The following is a 23,640-nucleotide window of genomic DNA, read 5'->3' as shown; positions in this document are numbered from 1 at the left end:
ATGCTATCACGCTCTTGCTACCATGGCCGTGCGAGCTCGCATCAGTTTCCACTGCCACTATCCTTTTCTGCATCAGCTCCAAGACTGATGCATTGTCCAGAACTGGATATGTTCTGAGCATGTTCACGTATAGTTCACTGAAGCCAGAGCGTGCGACCCGTCGCTAACCCCCTGATTATCCGATACGATAGTTCGGCGACTCCCGCGTGATCTGCACGTCGTGCACGTGGCTTTCCTTCAGACCAGCGCCGGTGATCTTCACGAAGGCGCAGTTGCCGCGCATCGACTGGACCGTCGGATGGCCGGTGTAGCCCATCGCCGCGCGCAGACCGCCGACCAGTTGGTGAACGACCGCCGTGGCAGTGCCCTTGTAGGGGACCTGACCCTCGATGCCCTCGGGCACCAGCTTGTCCGAGGCCGCGTCCTTCTGGAAGTAGCGGTCGGCCGAGCCGCGGGCCATGGCGCCAAGGCTGCCCATGCCGCGGTAGGATTTGAAGGTCCGGCCCTGATAGAGCACCACCTCGCCAGGGGATTCGTCCGTGCCCGCGATCATCGAGCCGACCATCGCGCAGGAGGCACCTGCGGCGATCGCCTTGGCGAAGTCGCCCGAGAACTTGATGCCGCCGTCGGCGATCACGGGCGTGTCGCCCGCGGCTTCGGCACAATCCATGATCGCGGTGAGCTGCGGCACGCCGACGCCCGCCACCATCCGCGTGGTGCAGATCGAGCCCGGGCCGATGCCGACCTTGACCGCATCCGCGCCCGCGTCGATCAGCGCGCGCGTCGCCGCCCCCGTGGCGACGTTGCCGGCCATGATCTGCACGTCGCCCGCCTCGCGCTTGAGACGGCGCACCGCCTCGCCCACGCCTTCGGAATGGCCATGCGCGGTGTCGATGACGACGATGTCCACGCCCGCCTCGACCAGCGCCATGGACCGTTCGAAGCCCGCATCGCCGACGCTGGAGGCGGCAGCCACGCGCAGACGGCCCAGCCGGTCCTTGCAGGCCGAGGGGTTCACCACCGCCTGCTCGCTATCCTTCAGCGTTAGAAGGCCCGTCAGGCGGCCTTGCGCATCGGTGACAAGCAGCTTCTCGATCCGACGCTCCTTCATCAGGTTGCGCGCTTGATCGAGGTCCGCGGGCTCGTTGAGCATGGCAAGGTTGTCGGCGGTCATCATCGCCTTGACCGGCGTACGATCGTCGGCGGCAAAGCGCATGTCGCGGTTGGTGACGATGCCGACGACGCGGCCACCCTCGCCCACCACCGGGAAGCCGGTCACCGAATATTGCTCCATCAGCTTGCGCGCGTCGGCCAGCGTCTGGTCGGGCGTGAGCGTGATCGGGTTGTAGACGATGCCCGAAACGAACCGTTTCACCTGCCGGATCTGCTCGGCCTGTTCGGCGACGCTGAGGTTGCGGTGCACCACGCCGATGCCGCCCGACTGCGCCATGCAGATCGCCATGCGCGCTTCGGTCACGGTGTCCATCGCGCTCGACAGGAGCGGGATGTTCATCGCGATGTCGCGCGTCACCATTGTGCGGGTATCGGCCGTGGACGGCATGACGCTCGATGCGGCAGGAACCAGCAGAACGTCATCGAAGGTCAGAGCCTCGCGAATCTCCATCGGGACCACTCCTTTGGGATGCTTCGTTTGGCACGTCCCTATCGCACCGTTCTTCCCGAGGGGAAAGGGCGAAAGCGGCGCGTCGCATTGAAGCCATGCCCTGCCGCCCCCACACCCTTTCCCTCGCGGCGCAATCGCCTATGGTCCGCGCAAGCACCGCTCGCCCCCGAAAGGCCCGACATGACCCAGGACCCCCTCGTGATCTTTACCCCATCGGGCAAGCGCGGCCGCGTGCCAGAAGGCACCACGGTCCTCGCCGCCGCACGCCGCCTTGGCGTCGATCTCGACAGCGTCTGCGGCGGGCGCGGCATCTGCTCCAAGTGTCAGGTCAGCCCCGGCAAGGGCCAGTTCTCCAAGCATGGCGTGACGGTGGCCGAAGACGCGCTGAGCGAGGTGAACGCGGTCGAGGAACGCTATGACCGCATCCGTGGCCTGAAGCCGGGCCGCCGGTTGGGCTGTCAGGCGCAGATCCGCTCCGACGTCGTGCTCGACGTGCCGCCCGAAAGCCAGGTGCACCGGCAGGTGGTCCGCAAGAACGCCGACGCGCGGCCCATCGTCATGGATGCCGCGACGCGCAAGTATTTCGTCTCGGTGCCCGAGCCCGACATGCACGAGCCGAAGGGCGATCTGGAGCGCCTGAGCGAGGCGCTGCGCGGCCAATGGCGCATCGGCGAGGTCTCGGCCGCCCCATCCGTGCTGGCCAAGCTGCAGCAGGCGCTCCGCAAGGGCGAGTGGGAGGTGACGGTCGCGCTGCACCATGAGGCCGAGGACGGGCCGCAGCGCATCCTCGACCTCTGGCCGGGATTTCGGGCCGAGCCGCTCTGGGGCCTTGCGATCGACCTTGGCTCCACCACCATCGCGGCGCATCTGACCTCGCTCGAAGACGGTCATGTCGAGGCTTCGGCAGGGGTGATGAACCCGCAGATCCGCTTTGGCGAAGACCTCATGAGCCGGGTTAGCTACTCGATGATGAACGAGGGCGGCGCGGCGGAGATGACCGCGGCCGTGCGCGTGGCCATCGACAATCTGGCCCGCGAACTGGCGACCGAGGCAGGGATCGAAGCGCGCGACATCATGGAGACGGTGTTCGTGTGTAACCCGGTGATGCACCACCTCCTGCTGGGCATCGACCCGGTCGAGCTAGGTCAAGCCCCCTTCGCGCTCGCCACTTCGGACGCCGTGTCCCTGCCTGCCCGCGATCTGGACCTCACCGCCCTCAATCCCGGCGCGCAGGTCTATATCCTGCCCTGCATCGCGGGGCATGTGGGGGCCGACGCCGCCGCCGTGGCGCTGTCCGAACGGCCCGATCAGTCCGACGACCTCGTGCTCATCGTCGATGTCGGCACCAACGCCGAGCTGCTGCTCGGTGACCGGGCACGCGTGCTCGCCTGCTCCTCGCCCACCGGCCCCGCCTTCGAGGGCGCGCAGATCTCCTCGGGCCAGCGCGCCGCCCCCGGCGCGATCGAGGCGATCCGCATCGACCCCATGACCAAGGAGCCTCGCTTTCGCGTCATTGGCTGCGAGACATGGTCCGATCAGCCCGGGTTCTGGGACGAGGTTGGTCGGGGCGGCGTCACGGGCATCTGCGGCTCGGGCATCATCGAGGCGGTGGCCGAGATGCGCATCGCCGGGCTGGTGGATGCCAAGGGCCTCATCGGTTCGGCCGAACAGACCGGCACGCCACGGATGATCGCCGAAGGCCGCACCCACGCCTACCTGATCCACGACGGATCGGACGCGGGCGGTCCACGCATCACCGTGACCCAAGGCGACATCCGCGCGATCCAGCTTGCCAAGTCGGCGCTCTATGCGGGCGCACGCCTGCTGATGGACGAGCGCGAGGTCGACGCCGTGGACCGGGTGGTCCTCGCTGGCGCTTTCGGCGCGCATATCAGCCCGATGCACGCCCTCGTGCTGGGCATGATCCCCGACGTGCCGGTCGAGAAGGTCACCAGCGCGGGCAACGCCGCCGGGACCGGTGCGCGCATCGCCTTGTGCTCGGTCGCGGCACGCCGCGAAGCCGAGACTTTGGTGCGCCGTATCACCAAGGTCGAGACCGCGATCGAGCCACGCTTTCAGGAGCATTTCGTCGCCGCCAACGCGATCCCGCATGCCACCGCGCCCTTTGCCGGGCTGCGCGAGACGCAGGCCCTGCCAGAGCCCAGCTTCAACGCCGCAGGCGGTGGTGGCGAAGGTGGCCGACGGCGCAGGCGGGCCCGCGACTGAGTGAAACCCGCTTGACGATACCCGCGTGCACGGCTACCTCGAAGCTAGAGCGCGCGGGTATGGTGAAAAGGTATCACGAAAGCTTCCCAAGCTTCAGTTACGGGTTCGATTCCCGTTACCCGCTCCAGCCACTCCCGCCCGACAACCGCCTGACGGGAGACCCTGAATGTCCGATATCCAACGCCTCGAATCCAATGGCCGCATGAGCCAGGCTGTCGTCCACAACGGCATTGCCTATCTCGCGGGCCAGGTCGAAGCCCCCGGCGCCGATGCCGGCGAGCAGACCCGCGCCACCTTGGCCGAGATCGACCGGCTTCTGGCGCTAGCCGGCACCGACAAGACGCGGATCCTGACCGCGCAGATCTGGCTGGCCGACATCGCCGATTTCGCTGCGATGAACGAGGTCTGGGACGGTTGGGTCGCCAAGGAGCACGCCCCGGCACGCTATACCGGCGAATCCAAGCTTGCTTCGCCCGATTACCGGGTCGAAATCATCGTGACGGCGGCGGTCTGACGCCTGATCCGCGTGATTTCCGAAAGTCGGCAAGGGCGATCGCGCGAGACGATCGCCCTTTTGCGTAAGACTTGAAGGCAAAGGGGCGGCCGCATCAAGCGACCGCCCCCATGTCTAGTCGATATAACTTGGCCTCAGGCGCCGTTGGCGCGCAGGAAACCGACGAGCTGCGCGGTGGAGCCGTCCTTGTCATCGGCGTTTGCCTCACCATCGACGACCGGCTGCAGCGCCGTGGCCAGCTCCTTGCCCAGCTCCACGCCCCACTGGTCGTAGGAGTTGATGCCGAGCACGATACCCTCGACGAAGACCCGGTGCTCGTAGAGCGCGATGATCTTGCCCAGCGTCTCGGGGTCGAGCTTGGGATAGGCCAGCGTCGTCGACGGGCGGTTGCCCGGAAAGACCCGGTGCTTGGCCTGACGCTCCAATTCCGCGCCATCGAATTTACCAGCGACCTTCTCGCGGGCCTCGTCGAGATCGCGGCCCTTCATCAACGCTTCGGACTGCGCGAGGCAGTTGGCGATCAGCAGGCGGTGCTGGTGCTCCAACCCCTCTTCATGGCCCTCGGCGGCGATGAGGAACTCGCACGGCACGACCCGCGTGCCCTGATGGATCAACTGGTAGAAGGCGTGCTGGCCGTTGGTGCCGGGCTCGCCCCAGACAACGGGGCCGCTATGGAACGACAGCGCCTCGCCATCCATCGACACGCGCTTGCCGTTGCTTTCCATCTCGAGCTGCTGGAGATAGGCGGGCAACCGAGCGAGGCGGTTGTCATAGGGCAGCACGGCGCGGGTCGTATAGCCCAGCACCTGATTGTGCCACATCCCCACCATAGCCAGCATCGCGGGCAGGTTCTGCTGCCACGGCGCGGCGCAAAAGTGCCGGTCCATGGCCTCACCGCCGCGCAGGAAGGCACGGAACGCCTCCGGCCCCACGGCGATCATCAGCGACAGCCCGATCGGGCCCCACATCGAGTAGCGTCCGCCAACCCAGTCCTCGAAGCCGAAGACCCGCTCCGGCGCGATGCCGAAATCGGCGGTCTTGTCGGCGGCGGTGGAAAGGGCCGCGAACTGCGCGCCCGTGTCCGACACGGCCTGACCCATCCACGCCTTGGCGGTGCGGGCATTGGTCATGGTCTCGATGGTGGTAAAGGTCTTGGACGCGACGATGACCAGCGTCGTGGTCGGATCGCAGGCCGCCAGCGCATCGGCGACATCGGCGGGATCGACGTTCGACACGAAGTGGCAGCGCGGCCCGTCGTGATAGGGGGCCAAAGCCTTGGCGGCCATCGCGGGGCCGAGGTCGGACCCACCGATGCCGATGTTGATCACATCGGTGATCGCGCCGCCCTGCCCCGCGATTTCGCCCGAACGCACGGCACGGGCGAACTCTTCCATACGCTTTAGCGTGCCCAGCACCTCGGGCATCACGTCTTGCCCATCGACGGTCACGGCGGCACCGTCGAGGTTGCGCAGCGCCGTGTGCAGCACCGCGCGGCCCTCGGTCTCGTTGATCTCGGCGCCTGAGAACATCGCATCGCGGCGGGCCGCGACGTCGCGCTCGTCAAGTAGCGCGACCAACGCCGCGCGGGTCTCGGCGTCGATGTTGGTCTTGGCGTAGTCGAACAGCATGCCCAGCGCGCTGACCGAGAAATCGCGCGCGCGGCCCGCATCCTCGAACAGCGTCTCGATGCGCCGGTTTTCCACGGCCTGCGCCTTGGCCTTCAGATCGTCCCACATGTCTCAGCCCTCCGCCCAGTGCACGGTCGCGCCCTTGAGGATCGCCGCGACAGGCGCCTCCTGCGGGCTGAGCGTCTGGGCCTTTTCCAACGCGGCGCGCTTTTCGGCGCCGATGATGACGATATGGCGGCGCATCGCGTCGTTCAGCACTTTGGCCGACAAGGTGATGCGCGGCTCGGGCGCGCCCGGCGCGCGCATCGCCACCAGTGACGCTTCGCCATTCAGCGCCGCGTCGAGTTGGTCCGCACCCGGAAAGATCGAGGCGGTGTGCATGTCGGCCCCCATGCCCAAGAGCACCACCGACAACGGCAGATGCGGCGCGAGGTTGGCCTGCAGCGCGTCGAGCTTTTCCTCGGGACGCTCGGCCTCGGCGTAGAGCGGCAGGTAATGCGCCGCTGCCGCTTCGCCGGTGAACAGGCGACGCTTGAGCAGGCCGGTGTTGGAGCGCTCGGAGCTTTCGGGCACCCACCGCTCGTCGGTGAGCATCACATGCACCTTGTCCCAATCGAGCCGAATTGCCGAGAGCGTGTCGAACACAGGCCCCGGCGTGGTGCCGCCGGGCACCGCGAGGCTGGCCCGACCATCGGCGGTGATTGCCGCGCGCAACTCGCTCGCCACGCGATCGGCAAGGTCGATCATCATCATTTCGGAATCGGCGTATTCGACGAATTCCATGCCGTTTGTTCCTTTCGGTTTCGTCTCGGAGCCGCAGGTTTGCCGCGACTTCGGAGGGCCTCTCAGCCCTTGATCTCGCGCCAGCGCCGTCCGTCGCGATGCATCAGCATCATCGCATCCTCAGGCCCGGCGGTTCCGGCGTCATAGAGCTTGGGCACGTCGTTGCGCGCCTCCCATCCGTTGATGATCGGATCGGTCCAGGCCCAGGCCGCCTCGACCTCGTCGCCGCGCATGAACAGAGTCTGGTTGCCGCGGATCACATCCATGATCAGCCGCTCGTAGGCATCCGGCGCATCCTCGCGATCCGGGCCCAGCGCGTCGGCAAAGGTCATGTCGAGCGGCACGTCGACGAGGCGCATGCCCCCCGGTCCCGGCTCCTTGATCGTCACCTGCAGATCCATCCCCTCATTCGGCTGCAACCGGATTGACAGGATGTTGCGGTGCCGCGCGGTGTCGCCTTCGAAGATCGTGTGACCGAGATCCTTGAACACCACCGCGATTTCGGAAGAGCGCGCCTTCATGCGTTTGCCGGTGCGGATGTAGAACGGCACCTTGGCCCAGCGCCAGTTGGCGATGTGACACTTGAGCGCCAGAAAACTCTCGGTGAAGCTGCGCGGATTCTCGGCGTCCTCGCGGTAGGAGGGGCCATCCTGCGACGCGTCGTATTGACCGCGCACGATCTGGTGCGGCTCAACCGGCTGCAGGGCGCGGATCACCTTGAGCTTCTCGTCGCGCACCGTGTCGGCGTCATAGGTCGAGGGCGGCTCCATAGCGATCAGGCACAAAAGCTGCATCAGGTGGTTCTGCACCATATCGCGCATCGCACCCGACTTGTCGTAATAGCCGCCGCGCCCGCCGACGCCCACGGTCTCGGCCACGGTGACCTGGATGTGATCGATGTAATGCGAATTCCACAGCGGTTCGAACAGCACGTTGCCAAAACGCACGGCCATCAGGTTCTGGACCGTTTCCTTGCCGAGGTAATGGTCGATCCGGTAGATCTGCCCCTCGTCGAAATGCTCGGCCAGCGTTGCGTTGAGCGCCTTGGCGGACGCCAGATCGCGACCGAAGGGTTTCTCCACCACTATCCGGCTCGAGGCGTCGGCGATGCCATGCTGGTGCAGGCGCTCAGCCAGCGCGCCGAACAGCGAGGGGGCCACCGAGAAATAGAAGGCGCGGATCACGCCGTCGCGCATCAGCTCGCGCAGCTGGTTCCATCCGCCCTCGCCCGTGGCGTCGATGGCGACATAGTGCAGCCTTTCGATGAAAGCGTCGATGCCGCTGGCATCATCCTTTTCCTCCAAGCCGAACTCCGCGATCGCCTCGCGGATCATCTGCCGGTAGCCCGCGTCATCCATATCGGAGCGCGCGGCGCCGATGATGCGGGCCTCGGCGGGCATCTGGCCCGAGCGGAAGCGGCGGAACAGCCCCGGCAGGATTTTGCGCCGGGCGAGATCGCCGGTGCCGCCGAAAATGACGAGGTCGAAGCTGTCGACCGGAATGACGCGCGATACCATGGGTGTCTCCGTCTGGGCGGCCACAAGGGCCGTGCAGTTAGCGCTAACGCCGCCCTCTTAGCGGTGTGTTTGGCCGCAGTCTAGGCATCGAGGGGTGGGCTGCAACCCGATCCGGAGTACCGGGCGCAACCTGAACGCGATCAGGCCTCGAGTTCGGCGTCCCAGTACAGAAAATCGACCCAGCTGTCGTGCAGATGATGCGGCGGAAAGCGCCGCCCGCGATCGCGCAGTTCCTCGGCACCGGGACGCCGAGGCGCGCGTTGCAGGTTCAACCCCGACTGCCGCAGGCTCTTGGACCCCTTGCGCAGGTTGCAAGGCGAGCAGGCCGCGACGACGTTCTCCCAGCTCGTGACGCCGCCGCGGGCGCGCGGGATCACATGATCAAAGGTGAGATCCCCCTTCGATCCGCAGTATTGGCAGCGAAAACCGTCCCTGAGAAATAAATTGAAGCGCGTGAAAGCCACGCGCTTCTGGGGACGGACAAAATCTCTGAGCACCACGACCGAGGGTATTCGGATGACGGTGGAAGGCGAATGCACCTCCGCATCGTATTCGGCGACGATGTCGACCCGGTCGAGAAACACGGCCTTGACCGCTTCCTGCCAAGGCCAGAGGGAAAGTGGATAGTAGGACAGCGGGCGGTAATCCGCGTTGAGCACCAGCGCCGGATGCTGCCTGAGCCCCACCGGGTCGCGTACGAACTCGGTCCTGAAGTCGCCTTGCATCGTGAGTCCGTCCTCGCTCTCGCAGCCCCTTCGGACGACCAGAGCGGGAGCCCCGCTCCTGCCGTACATCGACTATATCTGGCGGCGGCAAGCTGGCAAGTCCCAAGGTCGTGTCACCGCCCGGACCAGCATGGTCCAGGCAGATGACAGCCACATGACGAAATTCGAGCGATCTGCCCAAAGATCAGGCGATGCCGAGACGTTCGCGCATGAAGGCCAGCGCCACTTCGAGCCCGTCGGGGGCGATTCCATGCGCCGTGCCCTTCATCACGTGGGCATAGAGGTCGGTCCATCCGGCCTCTTGCAGCGCCTGTGCCGCCTCGGGCAGCGATTGCGGCGGCACCACCTCGTCCATGTCGCCATGCACCAAGAGGATCGGCAGGCGGTTCTGCACCTCGTCTGCGAGAAGCTCGGGCTCGAGCAGGCGCCCCGAGAAGGCCACCAGCCCGGCGATCGCGTCCTCGCGGCGCGGCAACACGTGCAGCGCCATCATCGTGCCTTGCGAGAAACCCACGACCATCACCTGCTCGGGCAGCAGATCCTCGTCGACCATGATGCCGTCGAGAAAGGCGTTCAGATCTTCGGCCGCGCGAGCAAGACCCTGACGGCTCTCCTCCTCGCTCGACCCGTCGATCCAGGGGATCGGGAACCACTGAAACCCCATCGGCGCGCCGATGCAGGCCTCTGGCGCATCGGGGGCCAGAAACAGCGTGTCGGGCATATGCTCGGCCAGCGGATCGGCAAGGCCCAACAGGTCGGCACCATTGGCACCATACCCATGCAGAAAGATCACCGCCGAGCGCATCTCGCCGCTAAGCGGCTCCACTCGGCCCGATTGCAATGCGCGCGTCATAGGATTCCTTCCCTGCCCTTTACGTGGTGGTAGTATTCCCACAGACCGCGTGCCGCAACCGCGCGCCACGGCGCCCATTGCACGGCGATCTCGCGCAGGGCACGTTCCTTCGGCCGCTCGTCCAGCCCCAGCAGATGCCGCGCGCCCTCTTGCAGCGCGAGGTCGCCCGGCGCGAAGACATCCGCCCGGCCCAGCGCGAACATCGCATAGATCTCGGCGGTCCAGACACCGATGCCGGTAACGGCGGTGAGGGTGGCGATCACCTCTTCCGTAGGCGCGTCGCGCAGCGCGTCGAAGTCGATCCCCGCCTGCGCCAATGCCCGCAAATAGCGCATCTTCTGGCGCGACAGCCCGGCGGCGCGCAACGCCTCGTCCTCCGCCGATGCCAGCGTCTCGGGTCGCATCAGGTCGGCTGCCTCCAACCGCCCCCGGATCGCGCGCGCCGAGGCAGTGGAGACCTGCTGGCTGACGATGGCCGAGCAGAGTTGGCCAAAGCCGTCTGGCGTGCGGCGCAGCGGCAGCGGCCCGGTGACCTCCAGTAGCCGCCCGAAATGATCGGTGTTGGCGGCGAGCCAGTCCGCCCCCTCGGCCACGTGGTCCTCATGCATGATGATGCGTTCGTTCACAGCCCCTCCGCCCATTGCAGCGCCTCCTCCACCGTTTCGACCACCCGGGCCCCCTCGGGCAGCGGCGGCCGGTCGAGCAGCACGACCTTCAGCCCCAGCGCCCGCGCAGCCTCGAGCTTGGCGCGCCCGTCCTCACCCCCCGAATCCTTGGTGGCCAGCACGTCGACCCCGAGTAGGGCAAAGAGCGCGGTTTCGTCATTGATGCTGAAGGGCGGACGCGAGACGACCCATTGCCCGTTCTCATGGGGAAACGGCCCCGGTGCCGGATCGATCCGGCGACACAGCACGCGGCGGCCCTCAAGACCGGTGAAAGCGTCGAGCCGCTGTGGCCCGGTGGCCAGAAACACGGTCTGGCCGCGCGGCACATGCGCCGCGAGATCGGCCTCGGCCTTGATGCGGGTCCAGTCGTCGCCCGGTTCCGGCGTCCAGCCCGGACGACGGACGACGAGATGCGGCAGGCCGTCTTCGCGGCAAATCCGGGCGGTGCGCTCGGTGATGTCTTGGGCGAAGGGATGCGTCGCGTCGATCACGGCGGTGATCCCCCGATCGGCGACCACCTCGCGAAAGCCCGCCTCCCCCCCGAACCCGCCCGTCCGCACCGGCACGCCCGCCTTCAAGGGCTGCCGCGTGCGCCCGGCGAGCGAGGCCAGAACCGACACGCTCCGCGTCGCCAGACCGGCGGCGATCTCGCGCCCTTCGCGGGTGCCGGCGAGGACGAGCACCGTCACGAGGCGCGCCCGAGGATCGCACCGCCGCGGTCTATCACGACGACGTCGAAGGCGATGGCGCTGCCGTCCTGCACGGTGCCAAAGCGCCCCACGAGCTGCGTCAGTGCGGCCTCGGCCACGAGCTGGCCAAGATCGGGAGCCATGCGCGACGCCTCCAGCGCCGTGTTGGCCCCGGCGATCTCAGGCACTCCGGCCAGTTCGGCCAAGGCTGAAAAATCCACTTGGGACCGCGCAGAGTGTAGGTCCACGGCCCCTTGTGCGAGCTTTGTGATCTTGCCGATGCCGCCGCCGATGGTGACGCGCGGGACCGGATGTTTCGCAAGATATTTCAACAGGCCACCCGCGAAATCGCCCATGTCGAGCATCGCGTGATCCGGCAGGTCGTAGAGCCCTTGGACAACCCGCTCCGACGTCGCCCCGGTGCAACCTGCGACGTGGCCCAGCCCAGTCGCGCGTGCCACGTCGACCCCGCGATGGATCGAGGCGATCCAGGCGGCGCAGGAAAACGGGCGCACGATGCCGGTGGTGCCGAGGATCGAGATGCCGCCCGTGATCCCGAGACGGGGGTTCCACGTCTTTTCCGCCAGCGTCGCGCCACCGGGCACGGAAATGGTGATTTCCACGTCCGGTGCGCGCGCCTGATCGGCGGCGATTTCCGCCACCACCTCCTCCATCATCGCACGCGGCACCGGGTTGATCGCGGGCTCGCCCGGCGGGATAGGCAGGCCGGGCTTGGTCACCATGCCCACACCCTCGCCCGCGCGGAACGTCACGCCGCCCGACATATCGCGCACCCGCGCCACGATCAGCGCGCCATGCGTCACATCGGGGTCATCGCCCGCGTCCTTGACGATCCCCGCCTCGGCCCAGCCCTCGCCTTCGGCCCGATGTTCCAGCGCAAAGACTGGCGTCTCACCGCGCGGCAGGGTGATCGACACCTCGTCGACCCAGTTGCCGCCCCAGAGCCGCAGCAGCGCCGCGCGCGTGGCGGCGGCGGCGCAGGCGCCGGTGGTCCAGCCGCGACGAAGGGGGGCGGGCGTGCTCATGAAACGGACATTAGGAGCGCGCGGCGCGAGAGGAAAGCGCGACCGGGGGTTCCCTCGCGCCGGGCGCGGGGCAATAACGATCTCATGACCGACTCGATCTCCCTCCCCGCCCATCATTGGCCCGCACTCGAACCCGGCTGGGTCTGGCTTTGCGGCGCGGGCCCCGGCGATCCGGGCCTGCTGACGCTGCACGCGCTCAACGCGCTCCGGCAGGCCGATGTCATCGTCTATGACGCGTTGGTCGACGAACGCATTCTCGACTGGGCGCCCGAGGCCGAGAAAATCTATGCCGGCAAGCGTGGTGGCAAGCCTTCGGCCAAGCAGCGCGACATCTCGCTACGGTTGGTCGAACTGGCGCAGGCCGGGCGGCGCGTGCTGCGGCTCAAGGGCGGCGATCCCTTCGTCTTCGGACGCGGCGGCGAGGAAGCTCAGACGCTGGTGCAGCATGGCGTGCGGGTGCGGATCATCCCCGGCATCAGCGCCGGTATCGGCGGGCTGGCCTATGCGGGCATCCCGGTGACCCACCGCGACGTAAATCAGTCGGTGACCTTCGTGACCGGCCACGATCAGTCGGGTGCCACGCCTTCGTCGCTCGACTGGGCCGCGATCTCGCGCGGCAGTCAGGTCATCGTGATCTACATGGGCATCAAGCACGCCAGCGCCATCGCTGAGGCCCTGCTTGCCGCGGGCCGATCCGCCGACGAGCCTGTGGCGGTGGTCGCGGGTGCCACGACGCCGACGCAGAAGGTGTTAGAAACCCGCCTCGACCGCATGGCAGCCGACATCGCCGACACCAAGCTCGAGCCGCCGGCGATCATCTGCATCGGTCGCGCGGCCCTCATGCGGCAAGTGCTCGACTGGCAAGGACAGATCGCGGGCGAAGCCCCACGCGATCTCGACCCGCTGGGACGCGGACGGCCCGCAGAGCAGGGCTGATGCCCGGCCTGCTGATCGCCGCTCCCGCCTCCGGCTCCGGCAAGACCACGGTCACGCTCGGCCTTTTACGCGCGCTGTCGCGGCGCGGCGTCGCAGTGCGCGGGGCCAAATCAGGGCCGGATTACATCGACCCCCGGTTCCACGAGGCGGCCTGCGGCGCGGAGTGCGTCAATCTCGATGCATGGGCGATGAGTTCGACGCGATTGAGAGCGCTGGCGGGTGGGACCGAGACGCTGGTCGTCGAGGGCGCGATGGGCCTGTTCGATGGCGCACCGCCCGACGGGCGCGGCGCCTGCGCGGATCTGGCGCGGGGCTTGGGTCTGCCGGTGGTGCTGGTGGTCGATGCTGGGCGTATGGCGCTATCCGTCGCTCCGCTCGTGGCGGGGTTCGCGGGCTTTGACCCCACCGTCCGGATCGGCGGCGTCGTGTTGAACCGGCTCGGCTCGCCGCGTCACGAAGGGATGCTGCGCCGGGCGCTCGAGCGGATCGGCATGCCGGTGCTGGGCGCGCTGCCGCGCGAGGCGGGACTCGCGCATCCCTCGCGGCATCTTGGGCTTGTGCAGGCGGGCGAACGGCCCGATCTCGATGCCTTTCTCGACCACGCCGCCGATCTGATCGACAGGCATCTCGACCTTGATGCCCTGATGGCGCTGGCGGGGTCCGCCTCTCCCTTGCCGCCTCAGGCCGGTCCACGCGTGCCTCCCCCCGCGCAGCGTATCGCATTGGCGCGCGACGCGGCATTTGCATTCTCCTATCCGCATCTGCTGTCTGACTGGCGCGCTCAGGGGGCAGAAATCCGCGTGTTCTCGCCGCTGGCTGATGACGCGGTGCCAGAGGCGGATCTGGTGCTGCTTCCCGGGGGCTATCCGGAGCTTCACACAGGAAAACTCGCTCAGGCACAAGTCTTCATGCAAAGCCTCATAAACGCGTCTCAGCATTCTGATATATATGGAGAATGTGGCGGCTACATGGTTCTGGGCGAAAGCCTGACCGACGCTAAGGGCGTTTCGCATAGAATGGCTGGGCTACTGAAGCTCTCGACCTCATTTGCCAAACGAAAGTTGCATCTTGGATATCGCAAGGTGACGGCGTCCCAAGGCCCCTTTGCCGGTGCATGGGCGGCGCATGAGTTTCACTATGCGACCACGCTTTCGGCTGTGGGTACGCCGCTGTTCGAGGCCTGCGACGCCGAAGGTACGGTCCTGCCGCCAATGGGACTGCGGGAAGGTCGGATTTGCGGCTCATTCGCGCATCTTATCGATCGGGCGTGACAGCGCACCGCGCTGCGGCTACCGGTAAAGCATGACAACCGCACCCATTCCCGACGACCGCCGCGCCAAGCGCAACACAGGCTTTCTCGTTGCCGCGCAGGCGATCCTCGGCGCACAGATGCCGATCCTTTTCGTGATCGGCGGGCTCGTGGGGTCTGAGTTATCGCCCAATGCCTGCCTGGCCACATTGCCTATCTCGCTCATCGTCTTCGGCTCGATGACCACGGCACCGTGGATCTCACCGCTGATGCAGCGGCGCGGGCGGCGCGCGGGGTTTTTGATCGGTGGCGTGGCCGGGGCGCTCGGGGCGGCGCTCGGGGCGCTGGGCTTGATTCTGGGGTCGTTCCCGGTGCTGCTCGTGGGTTCCTACATCACCGGCATCTACATGTCGGCGCAGGGCTTCTATCGCTTTGCCGCCGCCGATTCCGCCTCGGACAGGTTCCGGCCCAAGGCGATCTCTTGGGTAATGGCAGGCGGCCTCGGGGCCGCTATTATCGGGCCGCAACTCAACAAGGCGGTGCTCGACGCCTTCGCGGTGCCGTTCCTCGGCAGCTACCTCGCAGTGATGGCATTGAACCTCGGGGGGCTGTTCCTGTTCTTCGGGCTCGATCTACCGGTCGGCACATCAGCTGATCCCAAGGTCGCGCCCGCCCCTTCCCGCTCGCGTCGGGCGTTGCTGCGCGAGCCGGGCATTCTCGTGGCGATCCTCTGTGCAATGGTGTCCTATGGGCTGATGAACCTCGTCATGACCTCGACCCCGCTGGCGGTGGTGGGCATGGGACACGGGCGCGATCACGCGAGCGACATCGTCTCGGCGCATGTGCTGGCGATGTATGTGCCATCGTTCTTCACCGGGCACCTGATTGCGCGTTTTGGCGCCGCGCGGGTCGTGGGCACGGGTCTGGCGCTGCTCGGGGCCGCTGGTCTGACGGGGTTGTCGGGCACGAGCCTGCCCGCCTTCTACAGCACGTTGGTGCTCCTCGGTCTGGGCTGGAACTTCGGCTTCATCGGCGCGACGGCGATGCTTACGGCCGAACACCGCCCTGAAGAGCGCGGTGTGGTGCAGGGCCTCAACGACACGTTGGTGTTCGGCTTCGTGACGCTGGCCTCGCTGTCGTCGGGCGGGCTCATGAACTGCTCGGGCGGTCTGCCCGCACAGGGCTGGTTCTCGGTCAACGTGGCGATGTTCCCGGCTCTGGCTCTGGCGGGCGGGGCGCTGCTCTGGCTGCGCCTCCGCCGTCGCATGGCTACCAGCGCCCCGTCGCGGCCCTGATCGCGAGCGCGGCGGCGCTGCCGGCGGGGCTGGGAGCCAAAGCGCCATGCGCGACGCGCCCCGGCTCGGCCACAGCGCGCTTGAGAATGCCTTCGGCCTGCCACGCAGCACGCAGCGCCGGGATCGCCGCCTTCGACGGCCGCGCCTTGCGGGCGCCTTTCAATGCCGCGAGTCCGCGCCGGGCAAACTCCACAACGGCTTCGGGTCGGCCATCCACGAGGGGGCGCTTGTTGCGCTCCTCGAAAGCGGGGATTGCCATGAGCCAGAGCGCCACGCCATGACCGAACCCTGCTTTGCGGATCGCGGCCTCCTCGTCGTCCCCGGCCCCGAGCGCCTTGGCCGAGAGCCACATCAGTCCGCCCGCCGTGGCATCCACATGGGCGTCAAGGGCGGCCTGATCCTCGAACGGGTCCGAATATATGTCCCAACGCCGCGCAGCCACGAGCGCGTCGAGAGCGGGTTCGGGCAGAGCCGTCTCGCGCGCGACTTGCGCGAGGGGCGTGGCGACCTCGTGGGCGCGCACCGGCCCGCCGCCTGCAATCTGCTCGACCACGTCGCGCCACCACTGCAGCCGCATCTCGGCGATCATCGGCTCCTTGGTCACGAAGGGCGCGCGCGCCACTTCGAGGTTGAAGGCGTAGAGCGGAAACAGCTTTTCGCGCGCGGCCACGGGCGCGGCCATGGCGGCGCGAAACCGGTCCGGGTCGCCGCGCTCGACGAGGCCTGCGCAGGCGGCGACGCTCATGCCCGCGCCACTGGCTTTGCGCCGTCGCGGATCAGCTTCCAACGGATGGAGTCCACCAGCGCATCGAAGCTCGCGTCGACGATGTTGGCCGAGACGCCGACGGTGGACCAGCGGTTGCCCTGCCCGTCCTCGCTGTCGATGATGACGCGGGTGACGGCCTCGGTGCCGCCATCGGTGATGCGCACCTTGAAGTCCACGAGGTGCACGTCGTCGATGATCGACTGATAGGGGCCGAGATCCTTGCCCAGCGCCCGGCTCAGCGCGTTGACCGGGCCGCGATCCGAGCCATCCGGCCCGGCGCTTTCGGAGACGCTCATCACCTTTTCGCCGCCGATCTTCACCACAACCACCGCTTCGGAGAGCGACACCATGTGGCCGCGCTTGTTGCGGCGGCGCTCGACGGTGACGCGGTAGCGTTTGACCTCGAAGAAGTCGGGCAGCTGGCCCAACTCGTCGAGCGCCAGCAGCTCGAAGCTGGCCTGTGCGGTGTCGTAGGAGTAACCGCGCGATTCCTGTTCCTTGATCCGGTCGAGGATGCGGGCGAGCGCGGGGTCGCCCTTCTCGACCTCAATACCGGCGCGGGCGAGGCGCTCGCGCAGGTTCGACTGTCCCGCCTGGTTCGACATCGGCACGATGCGGCTGTTGCCGACAAGTCCGGGCTCGATGTGCTCATAGGTCGAGGGATCCTTGGCGATGGCGCTCGCATGCAGTCCCGCCTTGTGCGCGAAGGCCGAGGCCCCGACATAGGGCGACTGCTTCATCGGCACCCGGTTGAGGATGTCGTCGAGCAGCCGAGACGCCCGGCGCAGCCCCTTGAGCGCCTCTGGCGTCACAGCGGTCGCATAGCGCGACGCGTAGGGTTCCTTGAGCAGCAAGGTCGGGATCAGCGTGGTTAGGTTGGCGTTGCCGCAGCGCTCGCCCAAGCCGTTCAGCGTGCCTTGAATCTGGCGCGCGCCTGCCTCGACGGCGGCGAGCGAACAGGCGACGGCCTGCCCGGTGTCGTCGTGGCAATGGATGCCAAGCCGGTCGCCAGGAATGCCCGCCTCGATCACGGCGCGAGTGATCCCGGCGATTTCCTCGGGCATGGAGCCGCCGTTGGTGTCGCACAGCACAACCCAGCGCGCGCCGGCGTCATGCGCGGCCCGGATCGCCGAGAGCGTGTAGTCGGGGTTAGCCTTCCAGCCGTCGAAGAAGTGCTCCGCATCGAACAGCGCCTCGCGGCCCTGCGCCACGATATGGGCGATGGAGTCGCGGATGTTGTCGAGGTTTTCCTCGAGCGTGATGCCCAGCGCCATAGTGACGTGGAAATCATGCGTCTTGCCGACGATGCAGACCGACGGGGTGTTCGCGTTCAGCACCGCGGCCAGCACCTCGTCGTTGGCCGCGGAACGGCCCGTCCGCTTGGTCATGCCAAAGGCGGTGATCGGCGCGCGGGTGTCGGGCACGGTTTCGAAAAACTCGCTGTCGGTGGGGTTGGCCCCCGGCCACCCGCCCTCGATCTGGTCGATACCGAGCGCGTCGAGCGCCTGCGCGATCTGGATCTTCTCGCGGGTGGAGAACTGCACGCCTTGGGTCTGCTGCCCATCGCGCAGGGTGGTGTCGTAAAGATAGAGCCGCTCGGTCATGCCGTGCCCTCCAGCTTGGTCGCGTCGAAGTCAGGGCCGGGCTGCCAGCTCGCCTGTCCGCCCATGTCGGTCACCTGCACGCCGGCGGCGCTCAGAATGTCGCGGATGCGGTCGGCTTCGGCCCAGTCCTTGGCGGCCCGCGCCTGCGCCCGACGCTCCAGAAGCGCCGTGACGGCGGCGTCGACCTCCGGCGCTATCGCCGGGGCCGCATCGGCCCCCGCAAGGGTCGCCAGCGCATCCCAATCCTCGATCAGCCCCATGAGTTCGAGCGCAGTGGCGAAGGACACCAGCTTGGCGGGCGTCTTGGCCTGCCCCAGAACATGCATCCGGGCGATGGCACCGGGCGTGTTGAGATCGTTGGCGAGCACACCGAGGAACTCCTCGTCCGTGGCCCATTCGCCTGCGGCCTTGAGACCCGCGACCATCTTGGCGGTAAAGCCATGCGCGTGCAGGATGCCGTACCACTTGGCGAGGGTCGCCTCGGCCTCGGCGCGCTTCTCCTCGGTCCAGTCCATCGGCTTGCGGTAGTGCGTGCCGAGCATGACAAGGCGGATCACCTCACCCTGGATACCCTTGTCCAAAAGGTCCCGCACGGTGAAGAAGTTGCCCAAGGACTTGGACATCTTCTTACCCTCGACCTGCAACATCTCGTTGTGCATCCAGACGTTCGCGAACTGCCCCTCCGGGTGGGCGCAGGCGCTTTGGGCGATCTCGTTCTCGTGGTGCGGAAACTGCAGGTCGATGCCGCCGCCATGAATATCGAAGCTGTCGCCGAACAGCTGATAGGACATGGCCGAGCATTCGATGTGCCAGCCGGGGCGACCGCGCCCGACGCTCTTGCCTTCGATCACCGGCCCGTCCCAGCCGGGCTCGTCGTCGCCCGACGGCTTCCACAGTACGAAATCCATCGGATCGCGCTTGTAGGGGGCGACCTCGACACGGGCGCCTGCGATCATGTCCTCGACCGCGCGGCCCGACAGCGCACCATATTCGCCGTAGCTCGACACCGAAAACATCACGTGTCCTTCGGCGGCGTAGGCGTGCCCGGCAAGAACGAGGCGTTCGATCATCGCCACCATCTGGCCGATGTAGTCGGTGGCACGCGGCTCGTGATCGGGGCGCAGCGCGCCCAGCGCATCCATGTCCTGATGATACCAGACGATGGTCTCGTTGGTGATCTCGCGGATCGGACGGCCAGTGGCGGCGGCACGCGCGTTGATCTTGTCATCGACGTCGGTGAAGTTGCGCGCATAAGTGACGTGGCTTGGCCCGAAGACCTCGCGCAGCAGCCGGTACAACAGGTCGAACACGAGGACAGGGCGCGCGTTGCCCAAGTGCGCCCGGTCATACACCGTGGGGCCGCAGACATAGAGCCTGACGTTGCCGGGGTCGATCGGCGCGAAGTCCACCTTGCGGCGGGTCTTGGTGTCGTGCAGGCGGATCGTCGTCATGTGGGCCTCGCAGGCGGTGACGCCGGCGGGCTGATCCTGTGTTCCATCGGGAAAACGTGAGAGCGGCCCGCGTGACGCAAGTCAGCAGGAAATGATGCAGCCGATGATGCTCGTGCTCGTCATGGCAAGCGATCTAGCAGCCGGGGGGGGCCACGTCCAGCGTCTCGGGCGATTGACAGGGCGGCGCGGGCGCGCCCTTCTGTGCCACATGACACTTTCACAACGCATTACGCAGATCACCGGCGGCGGCTCGGACGGCTGGGACCTGTTTCGCAAGGCCCGCCGAATGATCGAGGCCGGGATACCCGTCACCGAGCTGACCATCGGCGAGCACGACGTCCGGACCGATCCGGACATCCTCGACGCCATGGACCGCGCCGCGCGTGGTGGCCACACCGGTTACGCCGCCGTGCCGGGCATCGCCGAACTTCGGGCCGAGATCGCCCGACGCGTCGAGACGCAAAGCGGCGTGGCGACGACGCCCGAGAACGTGCTGGTGGTGCCCGGCGGGCAGGCCGGGCTTTACATGGCGCATCTCGCCGTCTGCGACGCGGGCGATGGCGCACTCTATGTCGATCCGTTCTATGCCACCTACCCCGGCACCGTACGTTCCGCGGGCGCGGTGGCCCTGCCGGTGGCGGCGCGTGCCGAGGACGGCTTCGTACCCCGCGCCTCTGATCTGGAGGCGGCCATCGACGGGCATGCAGGCCGTGTGCGGTCCTTGCTGATCAACACGCCCAACAACCCGACCGGTGCGGTCTACGGGCGCGAGGCCCTGTCGCGGATCGGCGCGCTCTGCTTGCGTCGCGACCTGTGGCTCATCTCGGACGAAGTCTATGAGGGGCAGGTCTGGGATGGCGAGCATCTGAGCCCGCGCGCCCTGCCCGAGCTCACGGATCGCACGCTGGTGGTGGGATCGATGTCCAAGGGCCACGCGATGACCGGCAGCCGGGTCGGCTGGATCGTCGGGCCGGAAGTGGCGATCGAGGCGCTCGAAAACCTCGCCACCCACATGACATACGGCATTCCCGGCTTCGTCCAAGACGCGGCGTTGCACGCGTTGCGGCTAGGGGCGGCGTTCGAAACGAGAGTGGCGGCGCCGTTCCGGCGGCGGCGCGACACCGCACAGCGCCTCGTCGCGGCACAGGACGTGGTGCGGGCGGTGCCGATGCAGGGGGCCATGTATGCGCTGCTCGATATCCGCGCGACCGGCCTTGATGGCGAGGCATTTGCCGAGACACTGCTGGAGCGCGAGCGGATCGCGGTGATGCCGGGCGAGAGTTTTGGCCAAGCGGCGGCAGGGCATGTGCGGGTCGCGCTGACGATCGAGGATACGCGGTTTGAGGCAGCGCTGGTGCAGCTTCTGGCGCTGGCCGCAGAATTGGCCGGAGAGTTGGCCAGAGAGCGGGCATGAAAAAGGGGGTCGTGACCGACCAGCCCTTTGCAGTAAATGGTGCAGCCGTCGAGAAATCGGCGGCTGCACTCACCTTATGCGAAGAACTCGCTCGCTCGCATCTTTCCTCGAGCGAGTCCGAGCTTCATCGCCGGCGTCTCCTTGACCTTCGATGAACCCATCCAGTTGTGGACGAAGCGGTAGATTTCCACCACTTTCACCATTGTCTCGGGATTGTAGAGGTAGTGTCGGTCCCAGGCGCGACCGTTGCCACTCGGAGTATGCGCCGGTCGAGCGGCGAAGCGGATATTCGACCTCACCTTGTGGAAGTAGGCATCGACGCTGCGAAGGGTCGCGAGACGCATCAACCGAGCGCGTCGATCTGGGCCCATATTAGCCCGGTCAGTGAGAATCCGAATACGCCGGTGAGGCTCGCTTTTCGTGTGGAACGGCCAAGCGAATGGCTCGCCGAGAAGGTGCCCTTGCAACATTCCCTCGATGGCTGCGTCGGTGTGCTCGAACTTGTCGCGTAAGTCCATTGCTGACCATTGCGATTGAGAAATTCCCGTGGCCAGTTCCAAGGCGGCCTTCCCGTCCCCAACCAGCATATTCCTCTGGTCGTTGGATTGATGCTTGTCGAAACGGACGACAATGACATCTGCCGAGGCCTCTTTGATGCGTTTCGCAAAGGCTGCGACGAAGGACAGAGCCAAGCCGGAGTCGGCATCCAGCACGAAGACGAAGCGGTCATCGCCTTTGCCCAGAAAATGACGAAGGAGGAAAGCGTGGGCCAGTTGCATCACGTCTTGGCGCAGCAGGGAGCCGCGATGAGGCAGTTGCAGATCGCGGTCCACGTCAGGCGCCTCCAGCGGGTGAATCTGGACGCCTTGGGTGATCTTGTCGAGGTATGCCTTGAACTCAGTCTTGGACCAGACCCGCGCCTGACTTCGGAAGGCGCGTGGCAGAGCGAAATCGCCCGCAGCTGTCATAGCGGCCTCGATGTCGGGTAGGTCGATATCCGGGTCGAGTCCGAGGTGCGCCGCCATGATGTAGCCGGTGTTCGCGTGTGCCGTGCAGAGATGCTGAACGGCAATCTGGGCCCGTGTCTTCTTGTTCGGCCAGTTCAGGTGCAGCGTCTGGGAATCCGTCGCGAAACGGCGGCCGACCTTCTGCCAGTTCACCCCTTCAAAAGAGCCCTCACGGCGTGCCGTGTGGTCGACGACGCGGTCGTAGATGAAGTCTATCTTCTGATAAACATCTCGTGGACATAGCCCCGTGAAATCACTGATTTTCGAGATCGGCATTCCGTTCGTAATCATCCACAGCACATCCCGGTTCGCATTGCTGCGATGTTGTCGCCTGATCCGGGACCCGATCGAAAACGATGTCAGGCAGGACTTGCACTTCCACCGTTGACCGCCTTTCGCGGTTCGGCCTGACTTGCGATATAGCTTGGGATGCTGCGACAGCGGTTTGTCCCGGTTGTCGCAGGAGTCGGCAGGGCAGCAGTCGCGCGGGCCTTCCGCTCGGAAGCGCCCGCGAAGTCGGCGATACTCTTCGACAATTGCGCCATTGTTCTTGATGATCGAAGACTGCCCGCAGGCGCCGCATTTGAAGGTTTTATCGTCGCCAGAACCGATGACTTCCCCGCGAGGGTAGTTCGATTTGACATTTCCCTTCGGACGGCCTTGTCTCCTGATCGGGTCAGGCGGTTCCGCAAACAGGTCGCATTGCGGGTTCCGGCAGAAGTTCACGTCGATCCCATATTTTGGAAGCGGCAACCTTCGCGTAAGTGCTGGCGGAGAAAAAATCGCGGGTGCGAGCACGCATCCTCCCTCGGAAAACACCAGATTTGGCAGCTATCGAAGGAAAGGTTGGCCAAAATCTGGCCAACCGAAGTATTTTCCGAGTTTTCTGCACCATTTACTGCAAAGGGCTGGCGTGACCGACCCCCTTTTCCGTTTGTTGTGATCGATGCGGCCTGGCGGAGCCCGCCGGGCCTGCGCGATCAGAACTGGTAGGACACGCGAGCAGCCGCGGTGGTCGCATCGAGGTCGGTCGCGCCGAGGTCTTCGAACTCGTGCTTGAGGACTTCGCCGCCGACGACGATGTTCTCGGTGACCTTGTAGTCGATGCCGGCGCCATAGACGTAGCCGTCGAACTGGTCTTCGCCGGCGATTTCGTCAGCGGTGTAGGCGCTGGCGTAGCCTGCGGTCACGTAGGGCAGGAAGGCGCCCGCATCGTAACCGGCGCGCAGCTTGGCGGCAGCAATGCCGTCGATCTCGGTGCCCGCAGCGTCGTCACCGATCTCGGTGCCGACGTAAGACACTTCGCCGCCGAGGACGAGCTTGCCGAAATCGTAGTTGTAGCCGAGCTGGCCACCATAGACGGCACCGTCTTCGTCGAACAGGCCATCATCGGTTTCGGCCTGACCGTAGCCGAGTTGGCCACCAGCGTAGAAGCCGGACCAGTCGGAGCCGGTCGCGACAACGGGGGCCACGGCGACGGGGGCGGCGGGGGCCACCGGATCGGCGACCGGCAGAGCCAGGCCACCGGCGAAGGCGGGGGCAGCCAGAAGGCCGAGGGCCAGCGCAAAGGTGGGGGTCGTGAAATTCATGTGTAGCTCCTGTTCGTTCAATGCCCGGGCACCCGATCGGGGGAGGAAGGTGACCGTGG

Annotated in this window: 20 protein-coding genes and 1 tRNA gene; 7 read left to right on the top strand and 14 right to left on the bottom strand. The window is 66.5% G+C overall.

What is annotated here, in order from left to right; translation table 11 throughout:
- Nucleotides 1-175: 175 nt before the first annotated feature.
- Entirely contained in the window at nucleotides 176-1,624 is a 1,449-nt protein-coding gene (guaB, locus tag AADJ02_RS15540) for an IMP dehydrogenase (RefSeq protein ID WP_341213919.1), read from the bottom strand.
- A gap of 180 nt (nucleotides 1,625-1,804) precedes the next feature.
- Here guaB and AADJ02_RS15535 point away from each other — a divergent pair, with 180 nt between their 5' ends.
- The 3 genes from AADJ02_RS15535 (at nucleotide 1,805) to AADJ02_RS15525 (ending at nucleotide 4,364) form a co-directional block, all read left to right on the top strand.
- Nucleotides 1,805-3,850 (top strand): ASKHA domain-containing protein, encoded by a 2,046-nt coding sequence (locus tag AADJ02_RS15535; RefSeq protein WP_341213918.1) that lies wholly within the window; start codon nucleotides 1,805-1,807, stop codon nucleotides 3,848-3,850.
- Nucleotides 3,851-3,903: 53 nt separating this feature from the next.
- Nucleotides 3,904-3,977, top strand: a tRNA-Gly gene (locus AADJ02_RS15530).
- A 39-nt stretch (nucleotides 3,978-4,016) separates the two neighbouring features.
- On the top strand, nucleotides 4,017-4,364 hold the full coding sequence (locus tag AADJ02_RS15525; RefSeq protein WP_341213917.1) for a RidA family protein: 348 nt from the start codon (nucleotides 4,017-4,019) through the stop codon (nucleotides 4,362-4,364).
- A 134-nt stretch (nucleotides 4,365-4,498) separates the two neighbouring features.
- On the opposite strand, the gene pgi is transcribed toward AADJ02_RS15525, so the two are convergent.
- From pgi to AADJ02_RS15485, 8 genes are all read right to left on the bottom strand, one after another.
- The gene (pgi, locus tag AADJ02_RS15520; protein ID WP_341213916.1) at nucleotides 4,499-6,100 is read right to left on the bottom strand and encodes a glucose-6-phosphate isomerase; all 1,602 of its coding nucleotides are present in this window, start codon (nucleotides 6,098-6,100) and stop codon (nucleotides 4,499-4,501) included.
- Between the two features lie 3 nt (nucleotides 6,101-6,103).
- Nucleotides 6,104-6,775: a 6-phosphogluconolactonase gene (pgl, locus tag AADJ02_RS15515; RefSeq protein ID WP_341213915.1), complete on the bottom strand. Its 672-nt coding sequence runs from the start codon at nucleotides 6,773-6,775 to the stop codon at nucleotides 6,104-6,106.
- Between the two features lie 62 nt (nucleotides 6,776-6,837).
- Complete coding sequence (gene zwf, locus AADJ02_RS15510) at nucleotides 6,838-8,292, bottom strand: glucose-6-phosphate dehydrogenase (RefSeq protein ID WP_341213914.1); 1,455 nt, start codon at nucleotides 8,290-8,292, stop codon at nucleotides 6,838-6,840.
- Between the two features lie 140 nt (nucleotides 8,293-8,432).
- The gene (locus AADJ02_RS15505) at nucleotides 8,433-9,017 is read right to left on the bottom strand and encodes an HNH endonuclease (protein ID WP_341213913.1); all 585 of its coding nucleotides are present in this window, start codon (nucleotides 9,015-9,017) and stop codon (nucleotides 8,433-8,435) included.
- Between the two features lie 184 nt (nucleotides 9,018-9,201).
- Entirely contained in the window at nucleotides 9,202-9,870 is a 669-nt protein-coding gene (locus AADJ02_RS15500) for an alpha/beta fold hydrolase (RefSeq protein ID WP_341213912.1), read from the bottom strand.
- Nucleotides 9,867-10,511: a DNA-3-methyladenine glycosylase 2 family protein gene (locus tag AADJ02_RS15495; protein ID WP_341213911.1), complete on the bottom strand. Its 645-nt coding sequence runs from the start codon at nucleotides 10,509-10,511 to the stop codon at nucleotides 9,867-9,869. The genes AADJ02_RS15500 and AADJ02_RS15495 overlap by 4 nt, the downstream gene beginning before the upstream one ends.
- Complete coding sequence (locus AADJ02_RS15490) at nucleotides 10,493-11,224, bottom strand: cobalt-precorrin-6A reductase (protein WP_341213910.1); 732 nt, start codon at nucleotides 11,222-11,224, stop codon at nucleotides 10,493-10,495. Before AADJ02_RS15490 ends, AADJ02_RS15495 begins: the two co-directional genes overlap by 19 nt.
- Entirely contained in the window at nucleotides 11,221-12,270 is a 1,050-nt protein-coding gene (locus tag AADJ02_RS15485; protein ID WP_341213909.1) for a cobalt-precorrin-5B (C(1))-methyltransferase, read from the bottom strand. Before AADJ02_RS15485 ends, AADJ02_RS15490 begins: the two co-directional genes overlap by 4 nt.
- Before the next feature lie 84 nt (nucleotides 12,271-12,354).
- Here AADJ02_RS15485 and cobA point away from each other — a divergent pair, with 84 nt between their 5' ends.
- From cobA to AADJ02_RS15470, 3 genes are read left to right on the top strand one after another with little or no spacing between them, the layout of a single operon-like run.
- Nucleotides 12,355-13,206, top strand: coding sequence for a uroporphyrinogen-III C-methyltransferase (gene cobA / locus AADJ02_RS15480; RefSeq protein WP_341213908.1), 852 nt, complete (start codon nucleotides 12,355-12,357; stop codon nucleotides 13,204-13,206).
- Nucleotides 13,206-14,477: a cobyrinate a,c-diamide synthase gene (locus tag AADJ02_RS15475; protein WP_341213907.1), complete on the top strand. Its 1,272-nt coding sequence runs from the start codon at nucleotides 13,206-13,208 to the stop codon at nucleotides 14,475-14,477. The genes cobA and AADJ02_RS15475 overlap by 1 nt, the downstream gene beginning before the upstream one ends.
- A gap of 31 nt (nucleotides 14,478-14,508) precedes the next feature.
- On the top strand, nucleotides 14,509-15,750 hold the full coding sequence (locus AADJ02_RS15470) for an MFS transporter (protein ID WP_341213906.1): 1,242 nt from the start codon (nucleotides 14,509-14,511) through the stop codon (nucleotides 15,748-15,750).
- Here AADJ02_RS15470 and AADJ02_RS15465 read toward each other — a convergent pair.
- The 3 genes from AADJ02_RS15465 to cysS are packed head-to-tail and all read right to left on the bottom strand — an operon-like array spanning nucleotide 15,725 to nucleotide 19,571.
- A complete protein-coding gene (locus tag AADJ02_RS15465) occupies nucleotides 15,725-16,495 on the bottom strand; it encodes a squalene/phytoene synthase family protein (protein ID WP_341213905.1) in 771 nt (256 codons plus the stop codon). The genes AADJ02_RS15470 and AADJ02_RS15465 overlap by 26 nt on opposite strands.
- A complete protein-coding gene (gene cimA, locus AADJ02_RS15460; protein WP_341213904.1) occupies nucleotides 16,492-18,120 on the bottom strand; it encodes a citramalate synthase in 1,629 nt (542 codons plus the stop codon). The genes AADJ02_RS15465 and cimA overlap by 4 nt, the downstream gene beginning before the upstream one ends.
- Complete coding sequence (gene cysS, locus AADJ02_RS15455) at nucleotides 18,117-19,571, bottom strand: cysteine--tRNA ligase (RefSeq protein ID WP_341213903.1); 1,455 nt, start codon at nucleotides 19,569-19,571, stop codon at nucleotides 18,117-18,119. Before cysS ends, cimA begins: the two co-directional genes overlap by 4 nt.
- Nucleotides 19,572-19,779: 208 nt before the next feature.
- Here cysS and AADJ02_RS15450 point away from each other — a divergent pair, with 208 nt between their 5' ends.
- Nucleotides 19,780-20,985 (top strand): aminotransferase class I/II-fold pyridoxal phosphate-dependent enzyme, encoded by a 1,206-nt coding sequence (locus AADJ02_RS15450; protein ID WP_341213902.1) that lies wholly within the window; start codon nucleotides 19,780-19,782, stop codon nucleotides 20,983-20,985.
- A 74-nt stretch (nucleotides 20,986-21,059) separates the two neighbouring features.
- Here the strand turns inward: AADJ02_RS15450 and AADJ02_RS15445 are convergent, their stop codons facing one another.
- Together AADJ02_RS15445 and AADJ02_RS15440 are read right to left on the bottom strand one after the other, a co-directional pair.
- Nucleotides 21,060-22,790: a hypothetical protein gene (locus AADJ02_RS15445; protein WP_341213901.1), complete on the bottom strand. Its 1,731-nt coding sequence runs from the start codon at nucleotides 22,788-22,790 to the stop codon at nucleotides 21,060-21,062.
- 182 nt (nucleotides 22,791-22,972) lie between these two features.
- Nucleotides 22,973-23,581 carry an outer membrane beta-barrel protein gene (locus AADJ02_RS15440; protein ID WP_341213900.1) on the bottom strand — a complete coding sequence of 203 codons (609 nt, stop codon included), beginning with the start codon at nucleotides 23,579-23,581 and terminating at the stop codon, nucleotides 22,973-22,975.
- Between the last annotated feature and the right edge of the window lie 59 nt (nucleotides 23,582-23,640).

The organism is uncultured Limimaricola sp., from assembly GCF_964022235.1.
GTDB lineage: Bacteria > Pseudomonadota > Alphaproteobacteria > Rhodobacterales > Rhodobacteraceae > Limimaricola.
This window is presented reverse-complemented; position numbering and strand designations above follow the sequence as displayed.

Bases quoted from the DNA above. Each gene is read 5' to 3' on its own strand.
- guaB (WP_341213919.1), bottom strand. From the start codon at position 1,624: ATGGAGATTCGCGAGGCTCTGACCTTCGATGACGTTCTGCTGGTTCCT.
- AADJ02_RS15535 (WP_341213918.1), top strand. From the start codon at position 1,805: ATGACCCAGGACCCCCTCGTGATCTTTACCCCATCGGGCAAGCGCGGC.
- AADJ02_RS15525 (WP_341213917.1), top strand. From the start codon at position 4,017: ATGTCCGATATCCAACGCCTCGAATCCAATGGCCGCATGAGCCAGGCT.
- pgi (WP_341213916.1), bottom strand. From the start codon at position 6,100: ATGTGGGACGATCTGAAGGCCAAGGCGCAGGCCGTGGAAAACCGGCGC.
- pgl (WP_341213915.1), bottom strand. From the start codon at position 6,775: ATGGAATTCGTCGAATACGCCGATTCCGAAATGATGATGATCGACCTT.
- zwf (WP_341213914.1), bottom strand. From the start codon at position 8,292: ATGGTATCGCGCGTCATTCCGGTCGACAGCTTCGACCTCGTCATTTTC.
- AADJ02_RS15505 (WP_341213913.1), bottom strand. From the start codon at position 9,017: ATGCAAGGCGACTTCAGGACCGAGTTCGTACGCGACCCGGTGGGGCTC.
- AADJ02_RS15500 (WP_341213912.1), bottom strand. From the start codon at position 9,870: ATGACGCGCGCATTGCAATCGGGCCGAGTGGAGCCGCTTAGCGGCGAG.
- AADJ02_RS15495 (WP_341213911.1), bottom strand. From the start codon at position 10,511: ATGGGCGGAGGGGCTGTGAACGAACGCATCATCATGCATGAGGACCAC.
- AADJ02_RS15485 (WP_341213909.1), bottom strand. From the start codon at position 12,270: ATGAGCACGCCCGCCCCCCTTCGTCGCGGCTGGACCACCGGCGCCTGC.
- cobA (WP_341213908.1), top strand. From the start codon at position 12,355: ATGACCGACTCGATCTCCCTCCCCGCCCATCATTGGCCCGCACTCGAA.
- AADJ02_RS15475 (WP_341213907.1), top strand. From the start codon at position 13,206: ATGCCCGGCCTGCTGATCGCCGCTCCCGCCTCCGGCTCCGGCAAGACC.
- AADJ02_RS15470 (WP_341213906.1), top strand. From the start codon at position 14,509: ATGACAACCGCACCCATTCCCGACGACCGCCGCGCCAAGCGCAACACA.
- AADJ02_RS15465 (WP_341213905.1), bottom strand. From the start codon at position 16,495: ATGAGCGTCGCCGCCTGCGCAGGCCTCGTCGAGCGCGGCGACCCGGAC.
- cimA (WP_341213904.1), bottom strand. From the start codon at position 18,120: ATGACCGAGCGGCTCTATCTTTACGACACCACCCTGCGCGATGGGCAG.
- cysS (WP_341213903.1), bottom strand. From the start codon at position 19,571: ATGACGACGATCCGCCTGCACGACACCAAGACCCGCCGCAAGGTGGAC.
- AADJ02_RS15450 (WP_341213902.1), top strand. From the start codon at position 19,780: ATGACACTTTCACAACGCATTACGCAGATCACCGGCGGCGGCTCGGAC.
- AADJ02_RS15440 (WP_341213900.1), bottom strand. From the start codon at position 23,581: ATGAATTTCACGACCCCCACCTTTGCGCTGGCCCTCGGCCTTCTGGCT.